This window comes from Actinomadura darangshiensis, from assembly GCF_004349235.1.
Lineage (GTDB): Bacteria > Actinomycetota > Actinomycetes > Streptosporangiales > Streptosporangiaceae > Spirillospora > Spirillospora darangshiensis.
In genome coordinates this window covers 1-21,238 of sequence record NZ_SMKY01000097.1, presented here as the reverse complement: position 1 = coordinate 21,238, position 21,238 = coordinate 1, and the positions used below count along the sequence as shown (strand labels likewise).

Annotated in this window: 18 protein-coding genes, 2 tRNA genes and 1 pseudogene; 13 read left to right on the top strand and 8 right to left on the bottom strand. The window is 69.1% G+C overall.

The genetic code is table 11. The features are described from left to right. Positions 1 to 122 precede the first annotated feature (122 nt). Positions 123 to 1,772, bottom strand: a complete 1,650-nt coding sequence (locus tag E1293_RS21520) for an adenylate/guanylate cyclase domain-containing protein (protein ID WP_132199241.1) — start codon at positions 1,770 to 1,772, stop codon at positions 123 to 125. An 87-nt stretch (positions 1,773 to 1,859) separates the two neighbouring features. After that, on the bottom strand, positions 1,860 to 3,284 hold the full coding sequence (locus tag E1293_RS21515; protein WP_207938998.1) for an amino acid permease: 1,425 nt from the start codon (positions 3,282 to 3,284) through the stop codon (positions 1,860 to 1,862). A gap of 283 nt (positions 3,285 to 3,567) precedes the next feature. Here E1293_RS21515 and E1293_RS21510 point away from each other — a divergent pair. The 4 genes from E1293_RS21510 (at position 3,568) to E1293_RS50510 (ending at position 4,603) form a co-directional block, all read left to right on the top strand. Continuing rightward, a tRNA-Asp gene (locus E1293_RS21510) sits at positions 3,568 to 3,645 on the top strand. Between the two features lie 20 nt (positions 3,646 to 3,665). Further along, positions 3,666 to 3,739: transfer RNA gene (locus tag E1293_RS21505), tRNA-Phe, on the top strand. Between the two features lie 196 nt (positions 3,740 to 3,935). Next, positions 3,936 to 4,304, top strand: coding sequence for a type II toxin-antitoxin system RelE/ParE family toxin (locus tag E1293_RS21500; protein ID WP_207938997.1), 369 nt, complete (start codon positions 3,936 to 3,938; stop codon positions 4,302 to 4,304). Continuing rightward, positions 4,304 to 4,603 carry a helix-turn-helix domain-containing protein gene (locus tag E1293_RS50510; RefSeq protein ID WP_132199239.1) on the top strand — a complete coding sequence of 100 codons (300 nt, stop codon included), beginning with the start codon at positions 4,304 to 4,306 and terminating at the stop codon, positions 4,601 to 4,603. The genes E1293_RS21500 and E1293_RS50510 overlap by 1 nt, the downstream gene beginning before the upstream one ends. A 723-nt stretch (positions 4,604 to 5,326) precedes the next feature. On the opposite strand, the pseudogene E1293_RS49510 reads toward E1293_RS50510, so the two are convergent. Both E1293_RS49510 and E1293_RS21485 read right to left on the bottom strand, forming a co-directional pair. Further along, positions 5,327 to 5,704, bottom strand: a pseudogene (locus tag E1293_RS49510) (site-specific integrase); the annotation flags it as partial. 5 nt (positions 5,705 to 5,709) lie between these two features. Beyond that, complete coding sequence (locus E1293_RS21485) at positions 5,710 to 5,841, bottom strand: helix-turn-helix domain-containing protein (RefSeq protein ID WP_132199238.1); 132 nt, start codon at positions 5,839 to 5,841, stop codon at positions 5,710 to 5,712. Positions 5,842 to 6,486: 645 nt separating this feature from the next. On the opposite strand from E1293_RS21485, the gene E1293_RS21475 reads away from it, so the two are divergent. After that, on the top strand, positions 6,487 to 6,987 hold the full coding sequence (locus tag E1293_RS21475) for a protein-tyrosine phosphatase family protein (RefSeq protein ID WP_132199237.1): 501 nt from the start codon (positions 6,487 to 6,489) through the stop codon (positions 6,985 to 6,987). Positions 6,988 to 7,055: 68 nt separating this feature from the next. Then, a complete protein-coding gene (locus tag E1293_RS21470; RefSeq protein WP_132199236.1) occupies positions 7,056 to 7,307 on the top strand; it encodes a DUF7662 domain-containing protein in 252 nt (83 codons plus the stop codon). A gap of 123 nt (positions 7,308 to 7,430) precedes the next feature. On the opposite strand, the gene E1293_RS21465 is transcribed toward E1293_RS21470, so the two are convergent. Next, the gene (locus tag E1293_RS21465) at positions 7,431 to 8,240 is read right to left on the bottom strand and encodes an SAM-dependent methyltransferase (protein ID WP_132199235.1); all 810 of its coding nucleotides are present in this window, start codon (positions 8,238 to 8,240) and stop codon (positions 7,431 to 7,433) included. Between the two features lie 995 nt (positions 8,241 to 9,235). Here E1293_RS21465 and E1293_RS21450 point away from each other — a divergent pair. Then, positions 9,236 to 9,970: a class I SAM-dependent methyltransferase gene (locus E1293_RS21450; RefSeq protein WP_132199234.1), complete on the top strand. Its 735-nt coding sequence runs from the start codon at positions 9,236 to 9,238 to the stop codon at positions 9,968 to 9,970. Between the two features lie 965 nt (positions 9,971 to 10,935). On the opposite strand, the gene E1293_RS21440 is transcribed toward E1293_RS21450, so the two are convergent. Next, complete coding sequence (locus E1293_RS21440) at positions 10,936 to 11,505, bottom strand: putative glycolipid-binding domain-containing protein (RefSeq protein ID WP_132199233.1); 570 nt, start codon at positions 11,503 to 11,505, stop codon at positions 10,936 to 10,938. A gap of 377 nt (positions 11,506 to 11,882) precedes the next feature. Here E1293_RS21440 and E1293_RS21435 point away from each other — a divergent pair, with 377 nt between their 5' ends. The 5 genes from E1293_RS21435 (at position 11,883) to E1293_RS21420 (ending at position 17,684) form a co-directional block, all read left to right on the top strand. Next, a complete protein-coding gene (locus E1293_RS21435; protein WP_132199232.1) occupies positions 11,883 to 12,221 on the top strand; it encodes a hypothetical protein in 339 nt (112 codons plus the stop codon). Further along, on the top strand, positions 12,221 to 12,577 hold the full coding sequence (locus E1293_RS21430) for an alpha/beta fold hydrolase (protein WP_132199231.1): 357 nt from the start codon (positions 12,221 to 12,223) through the stop codon (positions 12,575 to 12,577). Before E1293_RS21435 ends, E1293_RS21430 begins: the two co-directional genes overlap by 1 nt. 351 nt (positions 12,578 to 12,928) lie before the next feature. After that, the gene (locus E1293_RS47585) at positions 12,929 to 13,099 is read left to right on the top strand and encodes a hypothetical protein (protein ID WP_165978336.1); all 171 of its coding nucleotides are present in this window, start codon (positions 12,929 to 12,931) and stop codon (positions 13,097 to 13,099) included. 278 nt (positions 13,100 to 13,377) lie between these two features. Further along, on the top strand, positions 13,378 to 14,577 hold the full coding sequence (locus tag E1293_RS21425; protein ID WP_165978335.1) for a lanthionine synthetase C family protein: 1,200 nt from the start codon (positions 13,378 to 13,380) through the stop codon (positions 14,575 to 14,577). Then, a complete protein-coding gene (locus E1293_RS21420) occupies positions 14,574 to 17,684 on the top strand; it encodes a lantibiotic dehydratase (protein ID WP_132199229.1) in 3,111 nt (1,036 codons plus the stop codon). The genes E1293_RS21425 and E1293_RS21420 overlap by 4 nt, the downstream gene beginning before the upstream one ends. Positions 17,685 to 17,697: 13 nt before the next feature. Here the strand turns inward: E1293_RS21420 and E1293_RS21415 are convergent, their stop codons facing one another. Both E1293_RS21415 and E1293_RS21410 read right to left on the bottom strand, forming a co-directional pair. Beyond that, positions 17,698 to 18,777 (bottom strand): tartrate dehydrogenase, encoded by a 1,080-nt coding sequence (locus E1293_RS21415; RefSeq protein WP_132199228.1) that lies wholly within the window; start codon positions 18,775 to 18,777, stop codon positions 17,698 to 17,700. 103 nt (positions 18,778 to 18,880) lie between these two features. Further along, positions 18,881 to 19,798 carry a LysR family transcriptional regulator gene (locus E1293_RS21410; protein WP_132199227.1) on the bottom strand — a complete coding sequence of 306 codons (918 nt, stop codon included), beginning with the start codon at positions 19,796 to 19,798 and terminating at the stop codon, positions 18,881 to 18,883. 128 nt (positions 19,799 to 19,926) lie between these two features. On the opposite strand from E1293_RS21410, the gene dctA reads away from it, so the two are divergent. Further along, positions 19,927 to 21,238, top strand: a 1,312-nt coding sequence (dctA, locus tag E1293_RS21405; protein ID WP_132199226.1) for a C4-dicarboxylate transporter DctA, incomplete at its 3' end; no start/stop codon positions are given.

Genomic DNA, 21,238 nt, shown 5'->3' with positions numbered 1-21,238 from the left:
TCGACCCTCGGGCCGTCCGGTGACACCGGAGTTACGAGCCGGTAGCAGACCGTGTACATTCGGTGACGATACGCATCCGCCTGCTCCGGGACGAGCCAGACACGGCGGTTCCGGCGAAACGGCTATTCGGCGCCGTCCGGCTTGTCCGCTTCGGGGGGACGTGCGCTCTTGGCCGCCTTGGACAGGATCAGCGCGCCGAGCAGCAGCTTCCGGCTGCGCCGCAGCGGACGCGGAACGCGCACCCGGGGCCTCGGCGGCGGCTCGGGCGCCATGATCACCGGACTCCGGGGCGTGCCGAGCCGGGTGGGACGGCTTCGCCCTCGCAAGGTCACCGACCGGCCGACGTCCCACTCGTCCGACTCGGCGAGGTGGGCCAGGTCGAGGACGGCCGACGACGCCAGCACCCGTCCGTCCACCCCCTTGGCGAGGTCGCTGAGCCGGGCCGCCTCGTTCACCGGATCGCCGATCACCGTGTACTCGAACCGCTCCTTGGCGCCGATGTACCCGGCGACGACCAGGCCCGCGGACACACCGATCCCCGCGTCCAGCACCGGCACCTCGGCGCGCAGCCGCACCGCCAGCTCGCGGGCCGCGCCGAGCGCGCCGCCGGCCGAGTCCTCCAGCTGGGTCGGCGCGCCGAAGATCGCGAGCGCCGCGTCCCCCTCGAACTTGTTGATCCAGCCGCCGTGCGCCGCCACCACCGTCACCACGACGCCGAAGAACCGGTTGAGGAGCCCGACGACCTCGTCCGGGCCGCGCGTGTCGGCCAGCCTGGTGGACCCGGTCAGGTCGACGAACAGGACGGCCACCTCGCGCGTCTCGCCGCCGAGCGTGATGTCGCCGCGCTCCAGCGCCAGGTCGGCGACCTCCTCGCCGACGTGCCGGCCGAACAGGTCGCGCAGCCGCGCGTTCTCGCGCAGCCCCGCGACCATGTGGTTGAACCCGGCCTGCAGCTGCCCGACCTCGCTCGCGTCGTACACCGCGACCTCGGCGCCGAGGTCGCCGCGCTCGACCTGCGCCATTCCCTTGCGCACCGACTTGATCGGATCGGCGATCGCCCGCGTCGCCATGTAGAGGACATAGACCCCCGCGACCAGCGCGACGCCGCCGAGCCCGAGGATCGTGATCGCGAGCTGCGTGACGTTGATGTCGGGCGCGGCCAGCGCGGCGATCGCGACGCAGATCAGCCCGAACACCGGGATCGCCGTCCCGAGCGCCCAGGCGAGCATCACCCGCGTGGTCACCCCCGGCAGCCGGAACCGTTTCGGACGTTCCGCGCCCAGCACCATCCCCGCCGTCGGACGCAGCAGCCGCTCCGACAGCAGGTAGACGATCGTGCAGGTCGTGGCCGCGCCGAGCAGGCACGTCAGGCCCGTCTTCACGGCGAGCCGCCCGGTGAACAGGACCAGGTCGAGGACCGCCCAGCCGAGGGCGCCGACCGTCCACAGCGCGCCGATGAGCAGGGTCAGCCGGAGCGGGCCGAGCAGCACCGCCCGCCGCTGGTGCCGGTCGGGCTCGCCCCCGTCCCGGACGAAATGGACCACCGGCCGCCACAGCCACAACCCGGTCAGCAGCGCCACGGGCGCCGCCACCACCGGATAGCTGAAGAACGCCACCGCGTTCACCAGGTGGACGTAGTCGCGGTCGTCCAGCGGCGGATCGGGGACCACGAACGTCGCGAACAGCAGCACGACCAGCGAACCGACGATGTTCGCGACACCCACCACGACCAGCAGGACCCATCGCACTCGGATCTCGAGCCTGCTGGTCATGTGCGCCTCCGGAGGGATGGAACCGCTACAGGGATCATCCCACGGCAGGCGACGTCCCGGCGGCCGGACCGCCGGGACGTCCCATGCTCAGGCGGTCGTGCTCTCCTCCGCCACGGCGACCTTGACCTTCGCGTCCTGCGAGTTGCGCCGGACGAACGGCCAGGCGATCACGATCAGCGCCGCCCATGCCGCCATCACGTACAACGCGATGCGCGTGTCCGCCTCCCACGCGATCGTCACGGTGACGAACGCGAAGAACGCCAGCACGATCCAGTTCGTGTACGGGGCCCACGGCATGCGGTACGACGACTCGGGCAGCTCCCCGGCCACCGACCGGCGCCGGTAGATCATGTGCGCGACGAGGATGACCGTCCACACCAGCAGAGCGCCACCCGTCGACACGGACGTGATGTACTCGAACGCCTTCTCCGGCACCACCGCGTTGACGATCACACCGATGCCCATGACGAGCGCGGAGATGACCACGGTCAGCACCGGCACACCACGCTCGCTGAGCCGTCCGAGCGCCTTCGGGCCGTCGCCGTTCACACCGGCCGTCCGCAGCATCCGGGACGTCGAGTAGAGCCCGCCCGCGTTGCAGGACGACAGCGCCGCGGTCAGCACCACGAAGTTGACGATGTCCCCGCCGCCCGGAATGCCGATCTTGTCGAACGCCAGCACGAACGGGCTCGCCCCGCCCTTGAACGCCGTCCACGGCACCACGGCCAGGATGACCAGCAGCGACCCGAGGTAGAACAGCGCGAACCGCAGCGGCAGCGCGTTGATCGCCCGCGGGATGTTCTTCTCCGGATCCTTCGCCTCGCTCGCCGTCACACCGACCAGCTCGACGCCCAGGTAGGCGAACATCACCATCTGCAGCGTCATGATCGTGGCACTGGTCCCCTCGGGGAACACGCCCCCGTGGTCCCACAGGTTCCCGACCCGCGCCGTCTCGCCCGCGTCGCTGAACCCGAAGATCAGCACCCCGAGCCCGACCAGGATCATCATCACGATCGCCGCGACCTTGATCATGGCGAACCAGAACTCCAGCTCACCGAAGAGCTTCACCGAGATCAGGTTCACCACGAACAGGATGATCAGCGCGACCAGCGCCGTCTGCCACTGCTCGACCCCGGGCCACCACTTCTGGATGTACTTGCCGGCCGCGGTCAGCTCCGCCATGCCGGTCGTCACCCAGATGATCCAGTACGTCCAGGTAGTGGCGTAACCCCAGAACGGCCCCAGGAACTCCCGGGCATACCCGGCGAACCCGCCCTCCGCCCTGCGGTACGTGAGCAGCTCACCGAGCGCCCGCATGACGAAGAACAACGCCAGCCCCGCCACGGCGTACGTCAGGATCAGGCTCGGCCCGGCCTTGGCGATGTTCTCCCCGGCACCGAGGAACAGCCCGGTACCGATCGTCCCGCCGATGGCGAGCATCTGGATCTGGCGGGTCCCAAGCCCGCGCTGATACTCCTCCGCGCTCTCGTCTGCTGGGAGCTTTGCGACCACGCGGCCTCCCTCACCTCTAGGGCCGCCCTCACGCGAACGGCGCCACCCTCTGATCACGCACGGTTGCGCAACCCGGACAGACTAGGACCCCGGCCCCAAACACGAAACACACCCGTCCATCCGGTATCGGCCCGGTACCTCTCCGTTACGATCTTGCCCCTCGCCCGCCCCCGGTAATCGAGTTGGCGCGCCCCACGGCCATCGCGTATGCTCTCGGACGTCGCCAAGCGCCGGATCACTCGGCCGAGACACCCCTCCGGAGCCGCTAAGCTCGGAGCAGCAAGGTCCTGTGGAGCAGTTAGGAGTGCTCGCCACCCTGTCAAGGTGGAGGCCGCGGGTTCAAATCCCGTCAGGACCGCCAGACGCACCAACACGCGTCCTGGGCAGGTAGCTCAGTCGGTACGAGCGTCCGCCTGAAAAGCGGAAGGTCGGCGGTTCGACCCCGCCCCTGCCCACCTTAATGACCAGCAGAAACGCCCCGGAGCCAACAGGCCCGGGGCGTTGTGTTTGACAGCAACGAGCGATGCCCCACGGCGGACGGTCGAGGAATCACCGCACATAGATCGTCCCCCGGCCAGGGCCACCAACGGATCCGGGGCTGGACAGACTCGGTTTCGAGACTTACCGTCGATGGTATATATCATCAATCGTATGTTCGAGATCGAGATGGAGCCTGAGGTCGTCACGTGGCTGGACACGCTGACGTTCGCCCAGTATCAGCGCGTCATGCGCAACGTGGACGACTACCTGGTCGACCGAGGTGACATGCTCGATGGAGACCACACCAAGGCACTACGCGACGGCGTCCGCGAACTGCGCTTCCACCTGGAGGACACGGCCTGGCGAATCACGTACTGGCTACCGACCGGGCCTGGCCGCTTGATCGTGTTACTGACGGTGTTCCAGAAGGTTCGCAACGACGCGCAACCACGGGACGTGGAGCGAGCAGCGAACGCACGACGGGTCTGCGAGACGTCCCACACAGGACCAGCAGACCATGTCTACGAGAGGAGCGAGTGATGGCCGGGCACACCCGTTGGAAGCTTGACCGTGAGCGGCGGCTGCGCGAGGGAGCACCCAGCCACCCCGAGTACGACCTTGCCGGCCTTGACCTCCGGCTCGGCGACATGATCCGCGAGCGCCGCAGGGAACTGGGGCTCACCCAGGCAGAGGTGGCCGAGCTCGCAGGCATCACACAGCCCGCGCTGTCGCGCATCGAGGGCGGTGGAGGTGTGCCGACCCTGGCGATGCTGGACCGGATCGCCAAGGCCATGCACACCACGTTCACCATCACCGTTGGCGAGCACGCAGCAGCGTGATCCAACCACCTCAGGACGCTCCGAGTCGGCCCGGCGTCGCAGAGCCAAGCCAGCTGACAGCAACGGTGACAGCAACAGCGGCAATCGTTCCCTGCCGTCGGCACACTTCGCCCACCGTCCGACCTCGCTCGGAGTCGTCGGTCTTGGGGCGAACGAACCGCAGCGCTCCCCCGACCCGTTGGAGCGTCTGCGTGACTTCCAGCGTGGCGCTCTCGACGCCGCTATCGGCGCAGGTCTGGCATTCGGCGCCGTCCACCTCGCCGCCCTCCCCCTCGCAGGCCGGCAGCCGACGAGGGTGGCGTCCTCCCAGCGCAGGCCGAGCAGCTCGCCGCGCCGCAAGCCGAGGCAGAGTGCCAGGACGTACAGCGCGTAGAGCCGTTCGTGGCGGGCCGCCTTGAGGACATTGCGCGCCTGGTCGACCGTAAGTCCGCGGTTCACCTTGTACTTCGGCGCACCGACCTTGACCAGCCTGGCCACGTTGCGGGGGATGACCTCCTCGCGGACAGCTGACTCCAGCGCGTTGCGCAGCACGGCGTGAATCGATTGGACCATTCGCACGGACGGGTGCGACTCGCAGCACTTGCCACCCTTGAGAGCGCAGCACCGGGACACATCGTGGAGCGCGTCGACCTCGTGCTTGCAGCAGAGGCACTGCGCCCGGACGCGGTTGATGAAGGCCCGAACGTCGCGAACGGCCAGCTTGCCGAGCCGCTTCTTGCCCAGTTCGGGGACGAGGTAGAGCCGAATGACGCTCTCGTATCCCTGCACCGTGCGCGGCTTGCGCTCAGGCCGTACGACGTTGTCCAACCAGTACGTGAGGTACTGCTCTACGGTCCAGCTCTCGGCCGATACGGGGATGCCATGGTCGGCCTGTTCCAGGAGCTTGGTCAGTTTGCGCCGCACCTCGTCACGAGTTTTGCCGTACACGCGGACCCGCTTGAAGGTGCCGGCGGTGGTCGGGACGAAGGCCGCGCCCTCGTATCGCCCGTCCTTCCGCTGGTAGATCGTCCCTTCCCCGTTGGCGCGCTTGCGCGAGCGGCTCTTACGAGGCTTGGAGCCCGGTGTCTCTTCGGGCTCGTCCGGGACGGCGAGCAGGGTCATGGTCATCAGGCAGCAACCTCCGAGAGCTGGTCGAGGCATTCGGCGAGGGTGTTGGCGGGGACGAGTCGGCGGCGGCCGATCTTGACCGTGCGGAGTTGGTTGGAGCGGATGAGGTTGTAGAGCGTCCAGCGGCTCACGCGGAGCCCGTTCGGCGGCTTCGTCGACGGTCAGGACGAGGTCGGTCAACTCGTGGCCCCTTGTGGCGTGGTGGGCGAGGCGGACGGGTCGAGTGGCGGCAACGGCTTGCCGGTGATGGCGGCGGTGAGGAGTGCTTCGCCGGGGGTCCTGCCTTGGCCGAGGTAGCGCAAGTGCGCGATGACGAGGACCTGGTCGTCCTCGAAAGGCAGACGCCCGGTCGAGATCTCGTCGCCGTGTTCGCGCCGGTTGTGCTCGACGCGGTCGGCGCTCAGGCAGCCGAGGGTGGTCGAGTAGCGATCAAGGGGCAGTCACGGTCACTTGCGGTACGAGTGGAGGCCAGGTCAGGCGCCCTGACGACCGGGCGCGGTTTGATTCCCGAGCTAACAGCGTGGACTTCGCTGAGATGGGTGCCATACCTCCCAAGGAGGCTCGCAGCAGCTTACGCAGCGCACATCAGCGCATGTCGTAGGAGGGGGGTGGCGAGGCGTTAAATGCCGGTGGGTCGCATCGAGAAACTCGGCCGCTCCTGGCCGTCGTCTCTCCCGCTATACCGAAATCAGCAGTTCTGGCTGTACCGTGAAGGCATGTCTGGTTGATCTTGCCCGGCCTACGGTGATCCGGGTTGCGCTGGCGGGAGCAGGGCCATGCGAACCAAGGGCCGAGGAACGCCCTATGCGGGGAAGCCGTGGGACGAGATCGTCCCGTTGCTGTGGATGGGCGGCCACTACTACCGGGACCCGATGGGGAACCGGGCGCCGGTCATCGTGGGTAATGAGTTCGATCTAGTGATCAGCTTGTACACGCGAGAGGGGCACGGTCCAAGCGGCGGCGTCGACCACCAGTGTGTGGAAGTTCCCGATGGACCGCTGACCGCTGAGCAGATCACGGCGATCTGTCAGGCAGCCGAACTGGCGGTAGAGGCGATCGGCCAAGGTAGGCGTGTGCTGGTCCGCTGCCATTCCGGCTACAACCGATCCGGTCTCGTCATCGCCCATGCCCTCACGCTGTCGGGTTACAGCACCGATGACGCCATCTTCCTAGTCCGCTACCGCCGATCGAAGTGGGCGCTGAACAACTCCTTGTTCGTGGACTACCTGAACACCGGACTCGATGTAGCGCGCTTGCTTACCGGGCTCGAAGCCTGACCCGACTGCTAACGCCAGTGCTAACAACCAGCTCGTATGACCGTGGACCGATCGCCCATGATGGAGCCGTGGTCCGGCGAGAGCAGTACGAGCGGTTGGAGCGCCATCTTCGGTCAGACGGCCGCCAGCGCATCGAGATGACGTTCGCGGAGGTCTCAGCAGTGATCGGCGCCGCTCTCCCCCGTAGCGCTTTCGACTACCAAGCATGGTGGGCCACCGACTCGAAGCACACCCAAGCGGTTTGGCTCAATGCCGGCTTCCAAGCCCGGCCCAACCTCACCGCACAGCGTGCGACCTTCACGAAGACGGCCGACGGGTGACAGCAACGGCGGCACACGACCCCGACCACTGGCACACCTCACCCACCGCCCAACCGATCATGCCCGCCGCCGGAATTACGAGTACCTGGCCTCTCACCTGCACAGATATGGCCTTGTGGCGTCTCAGGGCTTGCGGCCGATGCCGGCCAGTTGATCCACATCCCGGACGACGCCGAGATCAAAGCCGTCCGGACGCCACCGCGTCGTGGTGACCAGACCGGGTTCCAGCATGTCGAGGCCCTCGAAAAAGGCCGCGATCTCCTCGGGATGGCGCGGAACCAAAGGCGGCTTGCCGACCTTGTTCCACTCGGCGGCGCCCCTGTCCATCGCCTCACTGTGCGCTGCGTGCGCGATCCCCAAGTGGCTGCCCGGCGGGACTGCCTCCAGCAGCCGCCGGACGATCGCCTGAGCCTTCCCCGTGTCCGGGATATGGTGCAAGATCGCGATCAGCATGATGGCGATGGGCTGGTCGAAGTCCAGGATGCCGGCCGCCTCGTGCAGAATCGTCTCGGGGTCCTGCAGATCGGCCTCGATGTAGTGGGTGACGCCGTCCGGGGTGCTACTGAGCAGGGCCTCCGCGTGCACCAGTACAAGCGGATCGTTGTCGACGTAGACGATCCGCGATTCGGGGGCGATGGACTGCGCAACCTCATGGGTGTTGTTGGCCGTGGGCAGCCCCGTTCCGATGTCGAGGAACTGCCGGATCCCGGCCTCGCCGGTGAGATAGGAGGTGCCACGTACCAGAAAGGCCCGGGAGGCTCGGGCCAGGTGGATCACATCCGGGTTGACCTCGGCGACCTGTGTCCCGGCTGCCTGGTCGGCCATGTAGTTGTCCTTGCCGCCGAGAAACCAGTTCCAGACCCGGGCGGTGTGCGCCACGCTCGTATCGAGGCTGCGCTGCTGCGGTTGGCTGGCGGAGGAGTCGCCGTTCACGGGCGTGTCACCGTTTCAAGGTTAAATGGTTGCTGACAGCGCCAACGCTATATCCCTTACCTTAGTTCGCACCAGGCGAGCGACCGCCCCACGATCTGCCCCGACAATCTGGCAAGACGTCCCACTTCATCGACCTGATCGACGATGTAGACCAGATCGTCGGCGAGCCGGTCCAGAGTGGTGAGGACTGGAAAGTCGCCTGGACGAAAGCCAACACACTTTGCGCACCGCTCATCGGCAGAGCTGAGCAGGCCAGCGCCCGACCGGCGGCAGAAGAGTGCGTTCTTTGGTCTTGTGGGCTTGAGCATGGCCTAGCGCCGCCTTGACGATCTGGATCGTCTCGGTGGTCGGTGCCGACGCCGGCGATGACCGCCGCGCATTCGCGGGCGGCGCGGCGGGCCTGCTCGCGGGCCGGCTCTCCGGCGGCCGAGACGAACGAGTCTCCGTACAAGAAGATGGTCGGCAGCGACCACACCAGACTGGGCGCGGCGAGGGCGTCCTCGACCCGCATGATGACATCGGCCGTGAGCGACGCCTCGTCCTGCGCCCGGGCTCGTCAGCACCTGGCGCAGCTGCATGACGATGCTGGCGCCAGGCCCGGCGAGGCCGATCAGCACGTGGAGCCCGCCGGGTTCGGTGAAATCCTTGATGAGAACGCCGTCGCTGGCGCGGTTGCGGACTACGGCTTGTCCCATGATTGTGGGGACCTGGTCGAGCGAAACGTTGAACTGGCTCTGCCCGCTGGGCCGTTTCAGGTAAATCACCAGCTGCCGTGCCACGCGCAGCGCGATGTCCTGCCCGTGGTCGTCGGCGACCAGCGCGGGCGACAGGTCCGGGCACGCGCTCAGCCCGGCGCCCGTCCACACGTCGCCGTCGCGGATGAAGACCGGGTCGCGTCACCACGGTGTCGGGTACTCGGTGGCGAGTTGGTCGGCGGTGGACGAGTGCGTCGTAGCCGGCCCCCGGAGCGGGCCGGTTCGTGGCAGAGTGGCGGGATGCCTGGCGCGCGGTACGGGATGGATGCGCCCTACGGGTTCGGCTTCGTGGGCCTGGTCGTGCTGGGGTTCTGGGTGACCGGGCTGGTGATGGCGGTCACCTCCGATCTGGCCGCCGCGCTGCCCGCGCTGGTCTCCGGCACCCTGCTGGCGGGATGCCTGGCCCTGAGCCTGCACGCGACGCTGCGCGGCAAGTTCCTGGTCTGGCGGGACGTGCTGGACGAGCTGGACCTGCGTGGCGACGAACGGCTACTCGACCTCGGCTGCGGACGTGGCGCCGTCCTGTTGGCCGCCGCCCGGCACCTCCCGCGGGGCCAGGTGGTCGGCGTGGACCTGTGGCGCGGACGGGACCAGTCCGGCAACACCCCGGCGGCGACCCTGCGCAACGCCCGCGCCGAAGGCGTCGCCGACCGCGTTCACGTGCAAGGGGGTGACCTGCGCAGACTCCCGTACGCGGAGGCAAGCTTCGACCTGGTCGTGTCCAGCCTGACGGTGCACACCATCTTCGGCGCGGATGCCCGCGCCCAAGCGATCGCCGAGGCGTACCGGGTGCTGCGGCCGGGCGGCCGCCTGCTGATCGCCGACCTGGCGCGGACCCCCCGCAAGTACGCTGCGGTGCTGGCCCGGCTGAACGCCCAGGACATCCGCGTGCGCGGCCTCGGCTGGCGCGCGTGGTGGGGCAGCCCGTGGGTCCCGACCCGCCTGCTCACCGCCCGCAAACCGGCCACCCTCTGAACACACCTACCGGCACGCCCCAGGCCCCATCGTCACCAGGCGTCCAACGAGCATCATCACCGTCATCGCGGTGTCGGCCGCGCTTGCGGCCACCGCCCCCGTTGGTCGCCGACACCATCAGGGGCACCCAATTTCACCCCTGGGATTTACGATCCTGGTCTGCGGACATGTCGTCATCAGTTCCCTGGTCAGGACCGGGCTCCGGGCGATTCCGGTCTCCAGATCCCCGACCAGGTGACCGTGCAGCCTCGCAACGACCTGTTCGGCGGAGGCCGGGACATCGAGATGCGCCTTCAGGGGCGGCGGCGCAGGCGTCCCACCGACGCACCCGACCGTAACCACGATGGGCCACCAGCGACACCGCCAGAAATTCGCCCCCTGCCTACCTTCAGGCCTCTGACCAGCAGAAACACGGTCAGCGGTGCTCTCATTTCCGGCCTCGAAGCGGCCTCAAGGCGGATGTACATGCGGCGTATCGGCGGAGGGGATATCTGGTACCTGCTATCGATTCGGCTCCGCGTCCCGGTTCACGCGCTTGGCACGTGTCGACCCGGAGGGACCTCCACGGAAGGGCCGGAAGCCGTGGCTGTCCTGACCGATCACGGTCTGGCCATCTGATCGGCCTCGGAGCGAGCCGAGTCGGCTGGAGCCTATCCGCCGAATCCGGACTTCGTCGTTCTCGCCGACCCGGACGGAACCTGTTTTGCGTCGTGGACCTGAGCCGGGCGCCGTCCGGTTCGAATTGGAGAACCAGCGGAAGAGGCTGAGGCCATCACCCCGCTCGGGCGGGCACTTATATTCCGCTCGCCGGCACGACGGCGGCGCGGGTGGTCTGCAGGTGGGCTGCGAGCGCCCGGTCTAGCATCCGACCGGCGGCATGAGCGGACGTTGGTCGGTTGACGGGCACGGTAAGGCACGCCTCGGGTGGTGGTTCCGCGGGAGTTCGCTCTGGACTTGCGGGTGGGTCACTGTATCCGGGTGGCGATGCCGGGGTAGTGGAGAATGAGGCCGTGCTGGTCGTAGACCAAGCGGCAGGCAAAGTCGAATGCGGGGGCGGTGTAGTCGTAGTGCTCTTCACTTTGCTGTGAATAGGTCTGTTCCAACCGCCCGACCTCCAGTCCGACCGCGCGGACGTAGGCCGCTGGCGCGGCGACCGCACGATTGGCGGGCAGGCGCAGACGGTGCACCGGGAAGGTATTGGTCATCGCCGATGCCTCCAGGTCCAGGTCCAGACATCCCTGCAGGTGGGGCGCGGCAACGCCGTCGACCTGCCAGTGGCCCCTACCGTCCGTCTCGATCACCGTGACGATTGTGGAGCCGCCGCTGCGTCCAACGATCCGTGCCGATCTGGTCAGCCATGAGTCGTCCAACTGGATCATGTAGTCCACGACCCAGGACTTGCCGTCCTCGGTGGCCGTCGTGGTGCCCTCGGCCCGTGGGCCACGGTCATCATGGGAGAAGAACGCGACCTCGAACCCTGTGCGAGTCCCCCCATGCCGCCAGGAGGCGGCTGAGGGCAGCGTGACGAACGACATCGGCGACCTCCGCGATCCACATTCATCCGTCCAACCCCGAGGAACACCGACCGATTCCGGCGTGCGCCAGTGACCGTTGACGGCCCCCTTCTGCGGCCGAACGAGCCGGCCTCGGGAGGACGGACACGGGGGGCGGCGCGCGGAGGCGATCACCCACCGGTAGGCGACCGTGTGTTCGAGGCCCATCCGGAGCCGGAGAGCAGGACACCGGGAAGTCGGCGTGGACGGCCTGCCGTTCTGGTGATCGTCCCGCGGTCTGGGCGTGGCCACCCGGTCGCCTTCCGCGGGCCCGACGGGAGGGTCGACCGCCGCGATGATGGTGATCGCGCTCCCAGGTCCTGGTGCTCCGGCCGGAGTCGTCCATCACCGGGACGTTGATGCGCGAGTTGCTGCCGCCCCACCCGCACGAACTGGACGGGGTGGAACTGGTGGCCCGCTACCGGCCGTCCGGTGACGAGGACATGGTCGGAGGCGGCTTCTACGACGTCTATCCGGTGGGCGCGGTCGATCCGGAGGCCGGGGCGCTGGTGGAGCGGGTGCACATGCTCGCCGCCGAGTGGGTCGGAGCCGGCCGGCTGCGGAGCGCCACCGCGTGTTCGATCGCGTCCTCCGGTTGTGGGACCGGCTGGACGACGGGATCGCCGTGGGGACTGCCGCACTGGATGAGTCGGCGGCCCCTGGGCGCGCTCCCGCTCTCCTTGAGGCGCGGGCTGTGATGCGCGAGCGCGACGGCCAGGACCCGTTGCCCGATCTGATGGAGGCCGCCCGGTCACTGCCGACCACCCGGCCACGGCGGCCCGCGGCCGGGTGCTCGACGAGCTGGTCACCTCCCAGCCTGGCCACCGCGAACGGCCTGTTCGACGCGGTACGCGTCCCCGCGCTCGTCATCCATGGCGTGAACGACCTGATCATCCGTCCCAAGGCCGGACGTGCGACGGCCGCCGCCATCCCCGGCGCCCGCCTGGGCACCTACCCGGGCATGGGGCACGACCTGCCCGAACCTCTCTGGCCCTCCATCCTCGGAGAGATTCAGAAGCTGACACGCGCCGACGCATCCCAGACCAAGGGCTGACATGCGATGGCCGTCGGCCGCGAGTTCGGTTCGATCGGCACTCAGGGTGATGGGACGTTCACGGGTGCGGGATTTCGTGGGTGTGGCCGGTGTCCTCTGGAGAGAGTTTTGGTGCGTTCCACAAGGTCGTCGCGGTGTGCAGTGCGTTGGGTCCCCTGTGTCATTGACCGGCTAGATGATCTTCGATAGATTTCGCTGCAATGGTGCGCTCGGCGATTTGGTGATAAGGGTTCGCGGCCGGACCATTCCGACCTGGAAGGGGGTTTATTCCATTTCCATCGTCGGCGGCCTATCGAGGGCGGCATCCGGAGATCCGGTGCCGAATTCGCTCCCACAGTGATCGGAGAACTGATGACGATCTCGCTCACCGACCAGGCCGGCGTCGACGTCCAGGACGAGTTCGACCTCGACGTCCGGGTCTCGGAGCTTTCGACGTCCGCCGAGATCCTCGACTGCACCGACTCCTGCCCGTGCTTCACCGCCCCCTGCCAGTCCACGCCCACCTGCCTGGAAGGTATCTGATCAGCCCGGTGCGCGGCGCCTGACCGTACTGCGCCTCGCGCCTTGGGATGGTGACCGTCCGGCTGGAGCATCGGACCGTTCTCGTCCGGCCGTCCCCGATGAGGGCGCGGCGTGAGAATGGTTCGTCCGGCGGGAGCCGGAGCTCCGCCGGACGGGCATTGAGAAACGGCGGGACGATCTTGCATGACGAGCGATTGACCGGGAAAGAGGTCACCGCGCTCGCTCGCCGGGTGGCCGACCGATTGGCCGGCGCCCCGGCGGCCGGCGGGTGGGAGAATTTGGGAAGCGGTGACCTCGGAATTGCGCTCGCCCTTCTCCATGCGAGCGAGGTACTGGATGACGAGCGGTATCTGAAGGCCGGTCAGGCCATTCTTCGCCGCGCCGTCGAGGCCACCGCGCGGGACCCATTGGTGGCGGCGGGCCTGTTCACCGGGACGGCGGGCTTCGTCTGGGTGCTGGCCGAGTTCGCGCGGCGTGATCCGCGTTATGGGAAGTCGCTGCGGTCTGTGAGCGATCGGCTGGCCGAGCGTACGCCGGGTCTTCCTGGGCGCGGCGGTGTCGCGCTGGGCGAGTACGACGTGATCAATGGTGCGGCGGGGCAGCTGGCCGCTGTGCTGAAGGCCGCGGAGACCGTGGGTGCGGGGTCGGACGGCAAGCTGCGGGACGCCGCCGACGGGCTCGTCGCCTACCTCCTTGAGGTCACGGCCCTCGACGCGGACGGTGCGCCGAACTGGTTCTGCCCACCACGGCTGTATCCGAAGGCGGCGCCCTGGTTCCATGACCAGTTTCCGGACGGGATGTACAACCTGGGCTTCTCCCATGGGCTGCCGGGGATGCTGGCCGCGCTGACGCTGGCGGCCCGAGCGGAGATCCGGCGGCGGGAGGCGGAGGAACGGGTCGCCGAGCTCGCGGACCGGCTGGCCGATTGGCGGTTGGACGAAGGTGGCGGCCCGAGCTGGCCGGGCGCCTTGCGGCCCGCCCCCGGATCCCGGCTTCCCGTCCGTACCGAGGATGACGCCCCAGCCCGTACGGCCTGGTGCTATGGCGCACCCGGTGTCGCGGCCGCGCTGCTGTCGGCCTCCGCGATCAGCGGAGACACCTCGCTCGCGGTCGCGGCGCTCACCCGGGTTCGGGACACCCCGCAGTCCGAGCGCCGGACGTTCGCCCCCACCCTCTGCCATGGCCTGGCCGGGCTGCTCGCCGTGTACACGCGGGCCTACGCGCAGACCGGCGACCCCGTTCTGGAGGAGATGCGGAACGACACTCGCGCACAGTTGTGCGCCATGGCGGCGGACGAGCATCCTTTCGTGTTCGCCGACCTGCCCGAGCCGGACAGGCCGTCGCACAACCCGGGGCTGCTCGAAGGCGCGGCCGGGGTGCTGCTCGCCCTGCTCGGTACGGTCTCCCCCGAAGCCTCCCGATGGGACGAGGTGCTGTTCCTGGCACCGACGGCCATGAGCACGGCGAGCACGGCATGAGGCATCCCTACAAGGCGCGCGGGTTCTTCCTGCTCAGAGCGCCGGCGCTGCCGGTCCGTCCGATGCTGGACGTCCTGGAGTCGTTCCCGGCCGCGGCGGGCGACGCCGAGGACGGCTGGCAGGACGGCTATGCCCAGGCGCTGCTCAAGCTGTGGGCCGTGCCCGGAGTGTCGGCCGCGGTCCGGGCCGCGACGTCCGACCTCGCCGATGCCGTCGACCGCTTCGATGACCTGTCCCCCAAGGACCGGCGCCGGGCCGTGCTGAGCCTCGGCCGCTACCTCAACAGGATGAGCCTCCGCGCGACTCCGTTCGGGCTCGTCGCCGGGGTCGCCGGCGGCTTCTTCGGCCGCCCCGGCGACCCGGCACAGGCGCGGCTCGGTGATACCGCCATCGGCAGGGCGCGGGCCAGGGCCGACATGGGCTGGGTGATGCACCTGGCGAAGCGCCTTGCCAAGGACGCGGGCCTCGCCCCTGACCTGCTGGTACGCCACAACGATCTGCTTTACGCGGGACGAGGCAGGGTGTGGCTCCAGTCGGCCGACGGCTACGGGACGAAAGAGAACCGCGCGATCAGCGTTCGCCTGAACGGGCCCGTCCTCGCCGTCCTCGAATACACGACGGCGCCGAGGACCCTCGGCGACATACGCGCCCACCTGGTGGCCGGCTACCCCGGTGTCGCGGCGGAGAAGATCGACGGCCTGCTGCGGGAGCTTCTCGAACTCGACATCCTCGTCACCGTCGAACGTCCCGGAATGCTGGCCGGCCGCGAGGACACGCCGCTCCGCTCCATGCTGCCCGCCACCGCGGACCCGGTGATGGCGAAGGCCCTCGACGATGTCGATGCCGCGATCCAGGCGTTCAATCAGAAGCGTGACGAATGCGCGCACATCGAGTCACGGGCCAGGGCCGTCGCCGCGGACTTCGAGGGCCAGGTCCTGCAGATCGACTCCGCGCTGGATGTCGCGTCGCCGGCCGTCCTCCCTCAGGAGGTGGCCCGTCTAGCGGAGGACGCGGGGCGCGTGCTGTCCGTGGTGGGTTCCGATCAGTATCCGCCGCCGCTGCGGGAGTACGCCGACGCCTTCGTCGAGCGTTATGGGCTCGGCGCCGAGGTCCCTGTGCTGGAGCTCCTTTCCGAGGAGTCCGGGCTCGGGCCTCCGGCGGGCTACCTGTGCCCGGAGCGGTCCTATCCCCTTGCCGGCGTCGGCGAGCGGGCCGATCCTCCGGCCTGGACCGACCGCGAGGCGCTGCTCGTACGGCTGGTGTCCACCGCGCTGGCCCGGCGCAGCATCAAGGTCGATCTCGACGACGACCTCCTCGCCGAATTCGCCGACGCCGCGCACCTCGCCGGCGACGACCGGCCTCGGTGGCCCTCGATCGACGTCCATCTGCAGGTCACGGGCCCCGGCGGAGATGGCGAGGGCTGGCGCGGCGTCGTCTCGGGGGTCGGCGTCACCCTCGGCGGCCGGACCTTCGGACGGTTCCACGACCTGCTCGCGCCGGACGTCCAGTCCGCGCTGCGTGACCTGGCCGCCGCCGAGGAGGAGCTCGTCAGGGACGCGCTGACCGTCGAGCTGACCTACCTGCCCTCGGACGCGCGGGCCGCGAACGTGTCGATACGGCCGCTGCTGCACGAGTGGGAGCTGCCGGTCAACGTGGCGACCTGCCGGCCCGCCGACCGGCTGATCGAGCTGGCGGACGTCGTCGCCGGCGTGGACGGCGGACGGCTCTACCTGCGCAGCCCTCGGCTGGACCGCCGCCTGCACGTGACCCAGCGTTCGATGCTGAACCTGGGTAAGGCGCCGAACGTGTGCCGGTTCCTCGTCGAGACCTCGACCGCGCAGGCGCGGCGGGTCTCGCCCTTCGAGTGGGAGCGCCTCGCCGAGGCCACCCCGTTCCTGCCGCGGATCGAACGGGCCGGGCTCGTGCTGCGGCGCGCCCGCTGGAGGATGCGCGAGGACTCCGTCGCCCGGAGCGCGGGGTGGGGGCACGCGGATCCGCTGGGCCCCTTCGCCGATGCCGTGCGCACCTGGATGGAGACGTGGATGGTGCCGCGCCGCGTCCACATGATCCAGGCCGACAACTCCATCCTGCTCGATCTCGCGAGCGCGCCGTCCCTGGCCGAGCTGCGCGCCGCGATGGCGCGAGCGCGGGCGCAGGGCGGCGGCGTGCTGCTGGAGGAGGCGCTGCCCGACCCGGACGAGGGTTTCCTCACTGACGCCTCCGGAGAGCGGTATGTCTCGGAAGTCGTGGTTCCGCTCCTGCGAGTCGGCCCTGGTCCCGCAGGGGAGGCCGCACCGCGGAGATCGGGGACGCGGCGCGCACCCTTGACCGAGCGCGTCAAACCGGTCGGCAGCGACTGGCTGTACGTCAAGCTCTATGCCGAACCGGACGCGCACGACGCCCTGGTGACGGGCGAGCTGGCCGCGTTCGCCCAGCGGCTGACCGCACAGTACGGCGTCGCGGAACCGTTCTTCCTCCGTTACCGCGACCCCGCGCCCCACCTTCGCGTCCGGTTCCACGTTCCGGACGAGGCGGTCCGCGAGAAGATCCTCGGCGCGACCGCGGATTGGGCACGCGCGCTGACCGCCAACGGCCGGATCATCGAGTTCACGTTCGCCGCCTACCACCGCGAGATCGACCGCTACGGGGGCACCGAGCTGATCGGGCACGCCGAACGCTGGTTCCAGCGGGACAGCACCGCGGCCACGCTGCTGCTCAGGCACCTCGGCCAAGAAGATCGGGTCACGCGGACCGCGCTCAGCCTGGAGCACATGGGCCGGCTGCTGCTCCCCTCGCTCGACGACCGCCGCCGCCTGGCGCGGTCTGCCGCCCCCGCCCACATCGGTGGCGCGGAATATCGCGAGGCAGGACGCGCGCTCTGGTCGGACCTCACCAGCGGCACCCGCCCGCTCGCTGAGGCCGAGGAGATCTGGCGGCCCGCCGCGGCGGAGATCACACGGCGCACCGACGAACTCGCGACGGGCCGCATGAACATCGCCGGGAGCCTGCTGCACCTGCACTGCAACCGGATGGGCCTGCCGCGCGACAAGGAGGAGATCGCGTTCGGCGTCTGGCGGCGCCTGCTGGACAGGGTCGCCAACACCTGACGGGACGAGGGCGTCAGGTGAGGTGGTCGATGACCGCCGCGGTGACGTCGGTGGTGGTGGCTCGTCCGCCTACGTCCGGGGTGAGGACGCCCGCGCCGGTGGTGGCCTCGATGGCTTTGGTGAGGCGGGCGGCTTCGTCGGTCAGCCCCAGGTGGCCGAGCATGAGGGCGGCGCTGCCGATGGCGCCGATCGGGTTGGCGAGACCCTGGCCGGCGATGTCGGGTGCGGAGCCGTGGACCGGTTCGAACATGCTGGGGAAGCGCTTCTCTGGGTTGAGGTTGGCGCTGCTGGCGAGTCCCAGGCTTCCGGCCATTGCACTGCCCAGGTCGGAGAGGATGTCGGCGTGCAGGTTGGAGGCGACGACCACCGACAGGTCTTCGGGATGCAGGACGAATTTGGCGGACATCGCGTCGACCAGCACGCTCTCGGTTTCGACGTCCGGGTAGTCGGCTGCGACCCGGGTGAAGACCTCGTCCCAGAGCACCATTCCGTACTGCTGGGCGTTGCTTTTGGTGACGCTGGAGACCTTGCGGCGTACCCGGGTCCGGGCGAGGTCGAAGGCGAACCGCATGATGCGTTCGCAGCCGGTTTCGGTGAACAGCGCGGATTGGACGGCGACTTCGCTGCCGGGTCCGCGGGCGGACAGGTTGCGTCCGCCGAGTCCGGAGTATTCGCCTTCGCTGTTCTCGCGGACCACCACCCAGTCGAGTTCGGTGTCGGCGGCCTTGCGCAGCGGGCTGAGCACACCGGGCAGGAAATGCACCGGCCGGACGTTGGCCCACTGGTCGAAGCCCTGGCAGATCTTGAGCCGCAGTCCCCAGAGGCTGACGTGGTCCGGGACGGTCGGCCAGCCGACGGCACCGAAATAGATGGCGTCGAAGTCCTTGAGGGTTTCCAGTCCGTCCTCGTCCATCATCCGGCCGGTCCGCTGGTAGTGGTCGCAGCCCCACGGGAATTCGGTCCAGTCGAAGGCGAAGGTGCCGTGGGAGGCGGCGGCGAGCGCGTCAAGGACGGTCCGGCCCGCGGCGACGACTTCCGCGCCCACCCCGTCGGCGGGGATCGCGGCGATCCGGAAAACGCGCTGGGACGTCACTGGCACTCCTTGGGAGCGGTTATCGGGTGGGGACGCTCTGAGTGAAGCGCGGGTTCTCGGCTTCAGTCCAAGACCCGCTGCCGATGCCGTCCATAGGCATTTCCTATGAGCGCTGCTCGCCCTCGGCCGCCGCGTGCGCGGGGGGTGTGTAGTCGCGCGCGGTCGCCAGGAACGCGGCCGCCGCGGGGCTCAGCGGCGCCGCGCGGCTCACCAGGGCGATGTGCAGGCGCGCGGGCAGGTCCAGCGGGACGACCCGTGCCCCGGCGCTGCGTGCGAGCGGTGCCCAGGCCGCGGGCAGGACCGCCAGGCCGATGTCGCGCAGCACCAGCGGCAGGATCGAGGTGCGATGGGCGACTTCGGCCACGATGTGCAGGGCGATGCCCGCGGCCAGCATGTCGTCCACGATCTGCCGCATGAGGCTGCCGCGCGGCGACACGATCATCCTCGCGTCCACGAGCGCCTCGGGTGCGACGGGGTCGCCGTGCGGGAACGGGCCGGCGCCCGCTCCCACCAGGACGAACTCCTGCTCCTCCAGGGGGAGCACGTCGACGCCCGGATGCGGGGACCAGCCCGCCGATCCGACCAGCCCGAGCTCACTGGCGCCGCTGATGACCTTCTGCGCCACCTCGTCCGGGGTGAAGGCCGCCTCGGCGCTCAGGGTGACGCCCGGGTGCCGTTCGCTGAACATGCGGGACAGCGTGCCCAGCGGTTCGATGCCGGGTGAGGGCATGGTCACCAGTTCGACCCGCCCTCGGCGCAGCCCCTTCAGCGACTCCATGGCGGCGCGCGCGGTGCTGAGGTCGCGTATCACCTGGCGGGCGGGACCGATCAGCTCGCGGCCGGCGTCGCTGAGGACGGCGCCTCTGCCGGTGCGGTGGAACAGCTGGACGCCGAGGTCCCGTTCGAGCTGCGCGATGGCCTGGGACAGGGACGGCTGGGCGATCAGGAGACGCTCGGCGGCCCGGCCGAATCCGCCGTGGTCGACGATGGCCAGAAAGTATTCGAGCTGGCGAGCGTCCATGTCCTCTCCTGCCTGCCGGGGCTCATAGGCAGAACCTATAAAACCTGTAGGAAGCGGGTCTTGGACGGATCCTTGTGACAGGGCTCACTGTGGTCGGCACCACCCCCAGTGAGGAGCACGAGCCGAACATGACACGACCGCCGTCCAAGCCCTGGTACCGGCAGCTGTACTTCTACGTCCTGCTCGCGATCGTCATCGGGATCGTCCTGGGGTGGCGATGGCCGAACGCGGGCGAGTCCATGCAGCCCATCGGGACCACGTTCATCACCGCGATGAAGATGCTGATCGGCCCGATCGTCTTCCTGACGATCATCGGCGGCATCGCCGGCGTCGCCGACCTGAGGAAGGTCGGCGTCACCGGGCTCAAGGCGCTCGGCTACTTCCAGGTCGGCACCATCATCGCGCTCGCGGCCGGGCTGCTGGCGATCAACCTGTTCCGGCTGGGGGACGGCGTGCACGCCGACCCGTCCAAGATCACTGTCAGCGGCACCGCGAAGGACTACATCTCCAGCGGGGAGTCCCGGCACTGGTACGACTTCCTCACCGGCCTGGTCCCCGACAGCTTCTTCGGCGCCTTCGTCGAAGGCGACATCCTGCAGGTCATCTTCCTCGCCGTGATCTTCGGAATCGCGCTGAAGGCCGTCGGGCCCGCCGGGGAGCCCCTCATCGCCGGGGCGAAACGGCTCACCGAGGTCGTGTTCAAGGTCCTGAACCTCGTGATGAAGACCGCCCCGCTCGGCGCCTTCGGCGCGATGGCCTACGCCATCGGCAAGTTCGGCCTCTCGACGCTGACCAGCCTCGGCTCGCTGATCGCCCTGTTCTACGCGACCTCGATCCTGTTCGTCGTCGTGGTCTTGGGCGGCGTCCTCGGCGCCTACGTGCGGCTGAACATCTTCCAGCTCTTCCGCTACCTGAAGGAGGAGTTCCTCCTCATCCTGGGCACCTCCACCGCGGAACCCGCCCTTCCCGGCCTCATGCGCAAGCTCACGTTCATGGGGGTCGACCGCACCACGGTGGGCCTGGTGGTCCCCACCGGCTACAGCTTCAACCTCGACGGCGCGGCCATCTACCTCTCCCTGGCCACCCTCTACATCGCGCAGGCGACCGACACTGATCTGAGCATCGGCCAGCAACTCGGCCTGCTCGCGGTCATGCTGCTGACGTCCAAGGGGGCCGCCGGCGTCGCCGGCGGCGGCTTCATCGCCCTCACCGCGACCCTGTCCACCGTCGGGACCGTCCCCGCCGCCGGGATCATGCTCATCTTCGGCATCGACAAGTTCATGTCCGAGTGCCGCGCCCTGGTCAACTTCTTCGGCAACGCGGTCGCGACCCTGTTCATCGCCAAGTGGAGCAAGGAGCTGGACGTGCAGCGGGCCCGCGAAGTCCTCTCGTCGCGCCTCATGCCCGAGCCGACCGCCGACGAGCCCGAGCCGGCCGCCC

Excerpts from the sequence above, each read along its gene's own strand:
- E1293_RS21435 (WP_132199232.1), top strand. The coding sequence starts at position 11,883 with ATGCGCGAGTTGCTGCCGCCCCACCCGCACGAACTGGACGGGGTGGAA.
- E1293_RS21475 (WP_132199237.1), top strand. The coding sequence starts at position 6,487 with ATGCGAACCAAGGGCCGAGGAACGCCCTATGCGGGGAAGCCGTGGGAC.
- E1293_RS21420 (WP_132199229.1), top strand. The coding sequence starts at position 14,574 with ATGAGGCATCCCTACAAGGCGCGCGGGTTCTTCCTGCTCAGAGCGCCG.
- E1293_RS21520 (WP_132199241.1), bottom strand. The coding sequence starts at position 1,772 with ATGACCAGCAGGCTCGAGATCCGAGTGCGATGGGTCCTGCTGGTCGTG.
- E1293_RS47585 (WP_165978336.1), top strand. The coding sequence starts at position 12,929 with ATGACGATCTCGCTCACCGACCAGGCCGGCGTCGACGTCCAGGACGAG.
- E1293_RS21450 (WP_132199234.1), top strand. The coding sequence starts at position 9,236 with ATGCCTGGCGCGCGGTACGGGATGGATGCGCCCTACGGGTTCGGCTTC.
- E1293_RS21500 (WP_207938997.1), top strand. The coding sequence starts at position 3,936 with ATGTTCGAGATCGAGATGGAGCCTGAGGTCGTCACGTGGCTGGACACG.
- E1293_RS21430 (WP_132199231.1), top strand. The coding sequence starts at position 12,221 with ATGCGCGAGCGCGACGGCCAGGACCCGTTGCCCGATCTGATGGAGGCC.
- E1293_RS50510 (WP_132199239.1), top strand. The coding sequence starts at position 4,304 with ATGGCCGGGCACACCCGTTGGAAGCTTGACCGTGAGCGGCGGCTGCGC.
- E1293_RS21440 (WP_132199233.1), bottom strand. The coding sequence starts at position 11,505 with ATGTCGTTCGTCACGCTGCCCTCAGCCGCCTCCTGGCGGCATGGGGGG.
- E1293_RS21410 (WP_132199227.1), bottom strand. The coding sequence starts at position 19,798 with ATGGACGCTCGCCAGCTCGAATACTTTCTGGCCATCGTCGACCACGGC.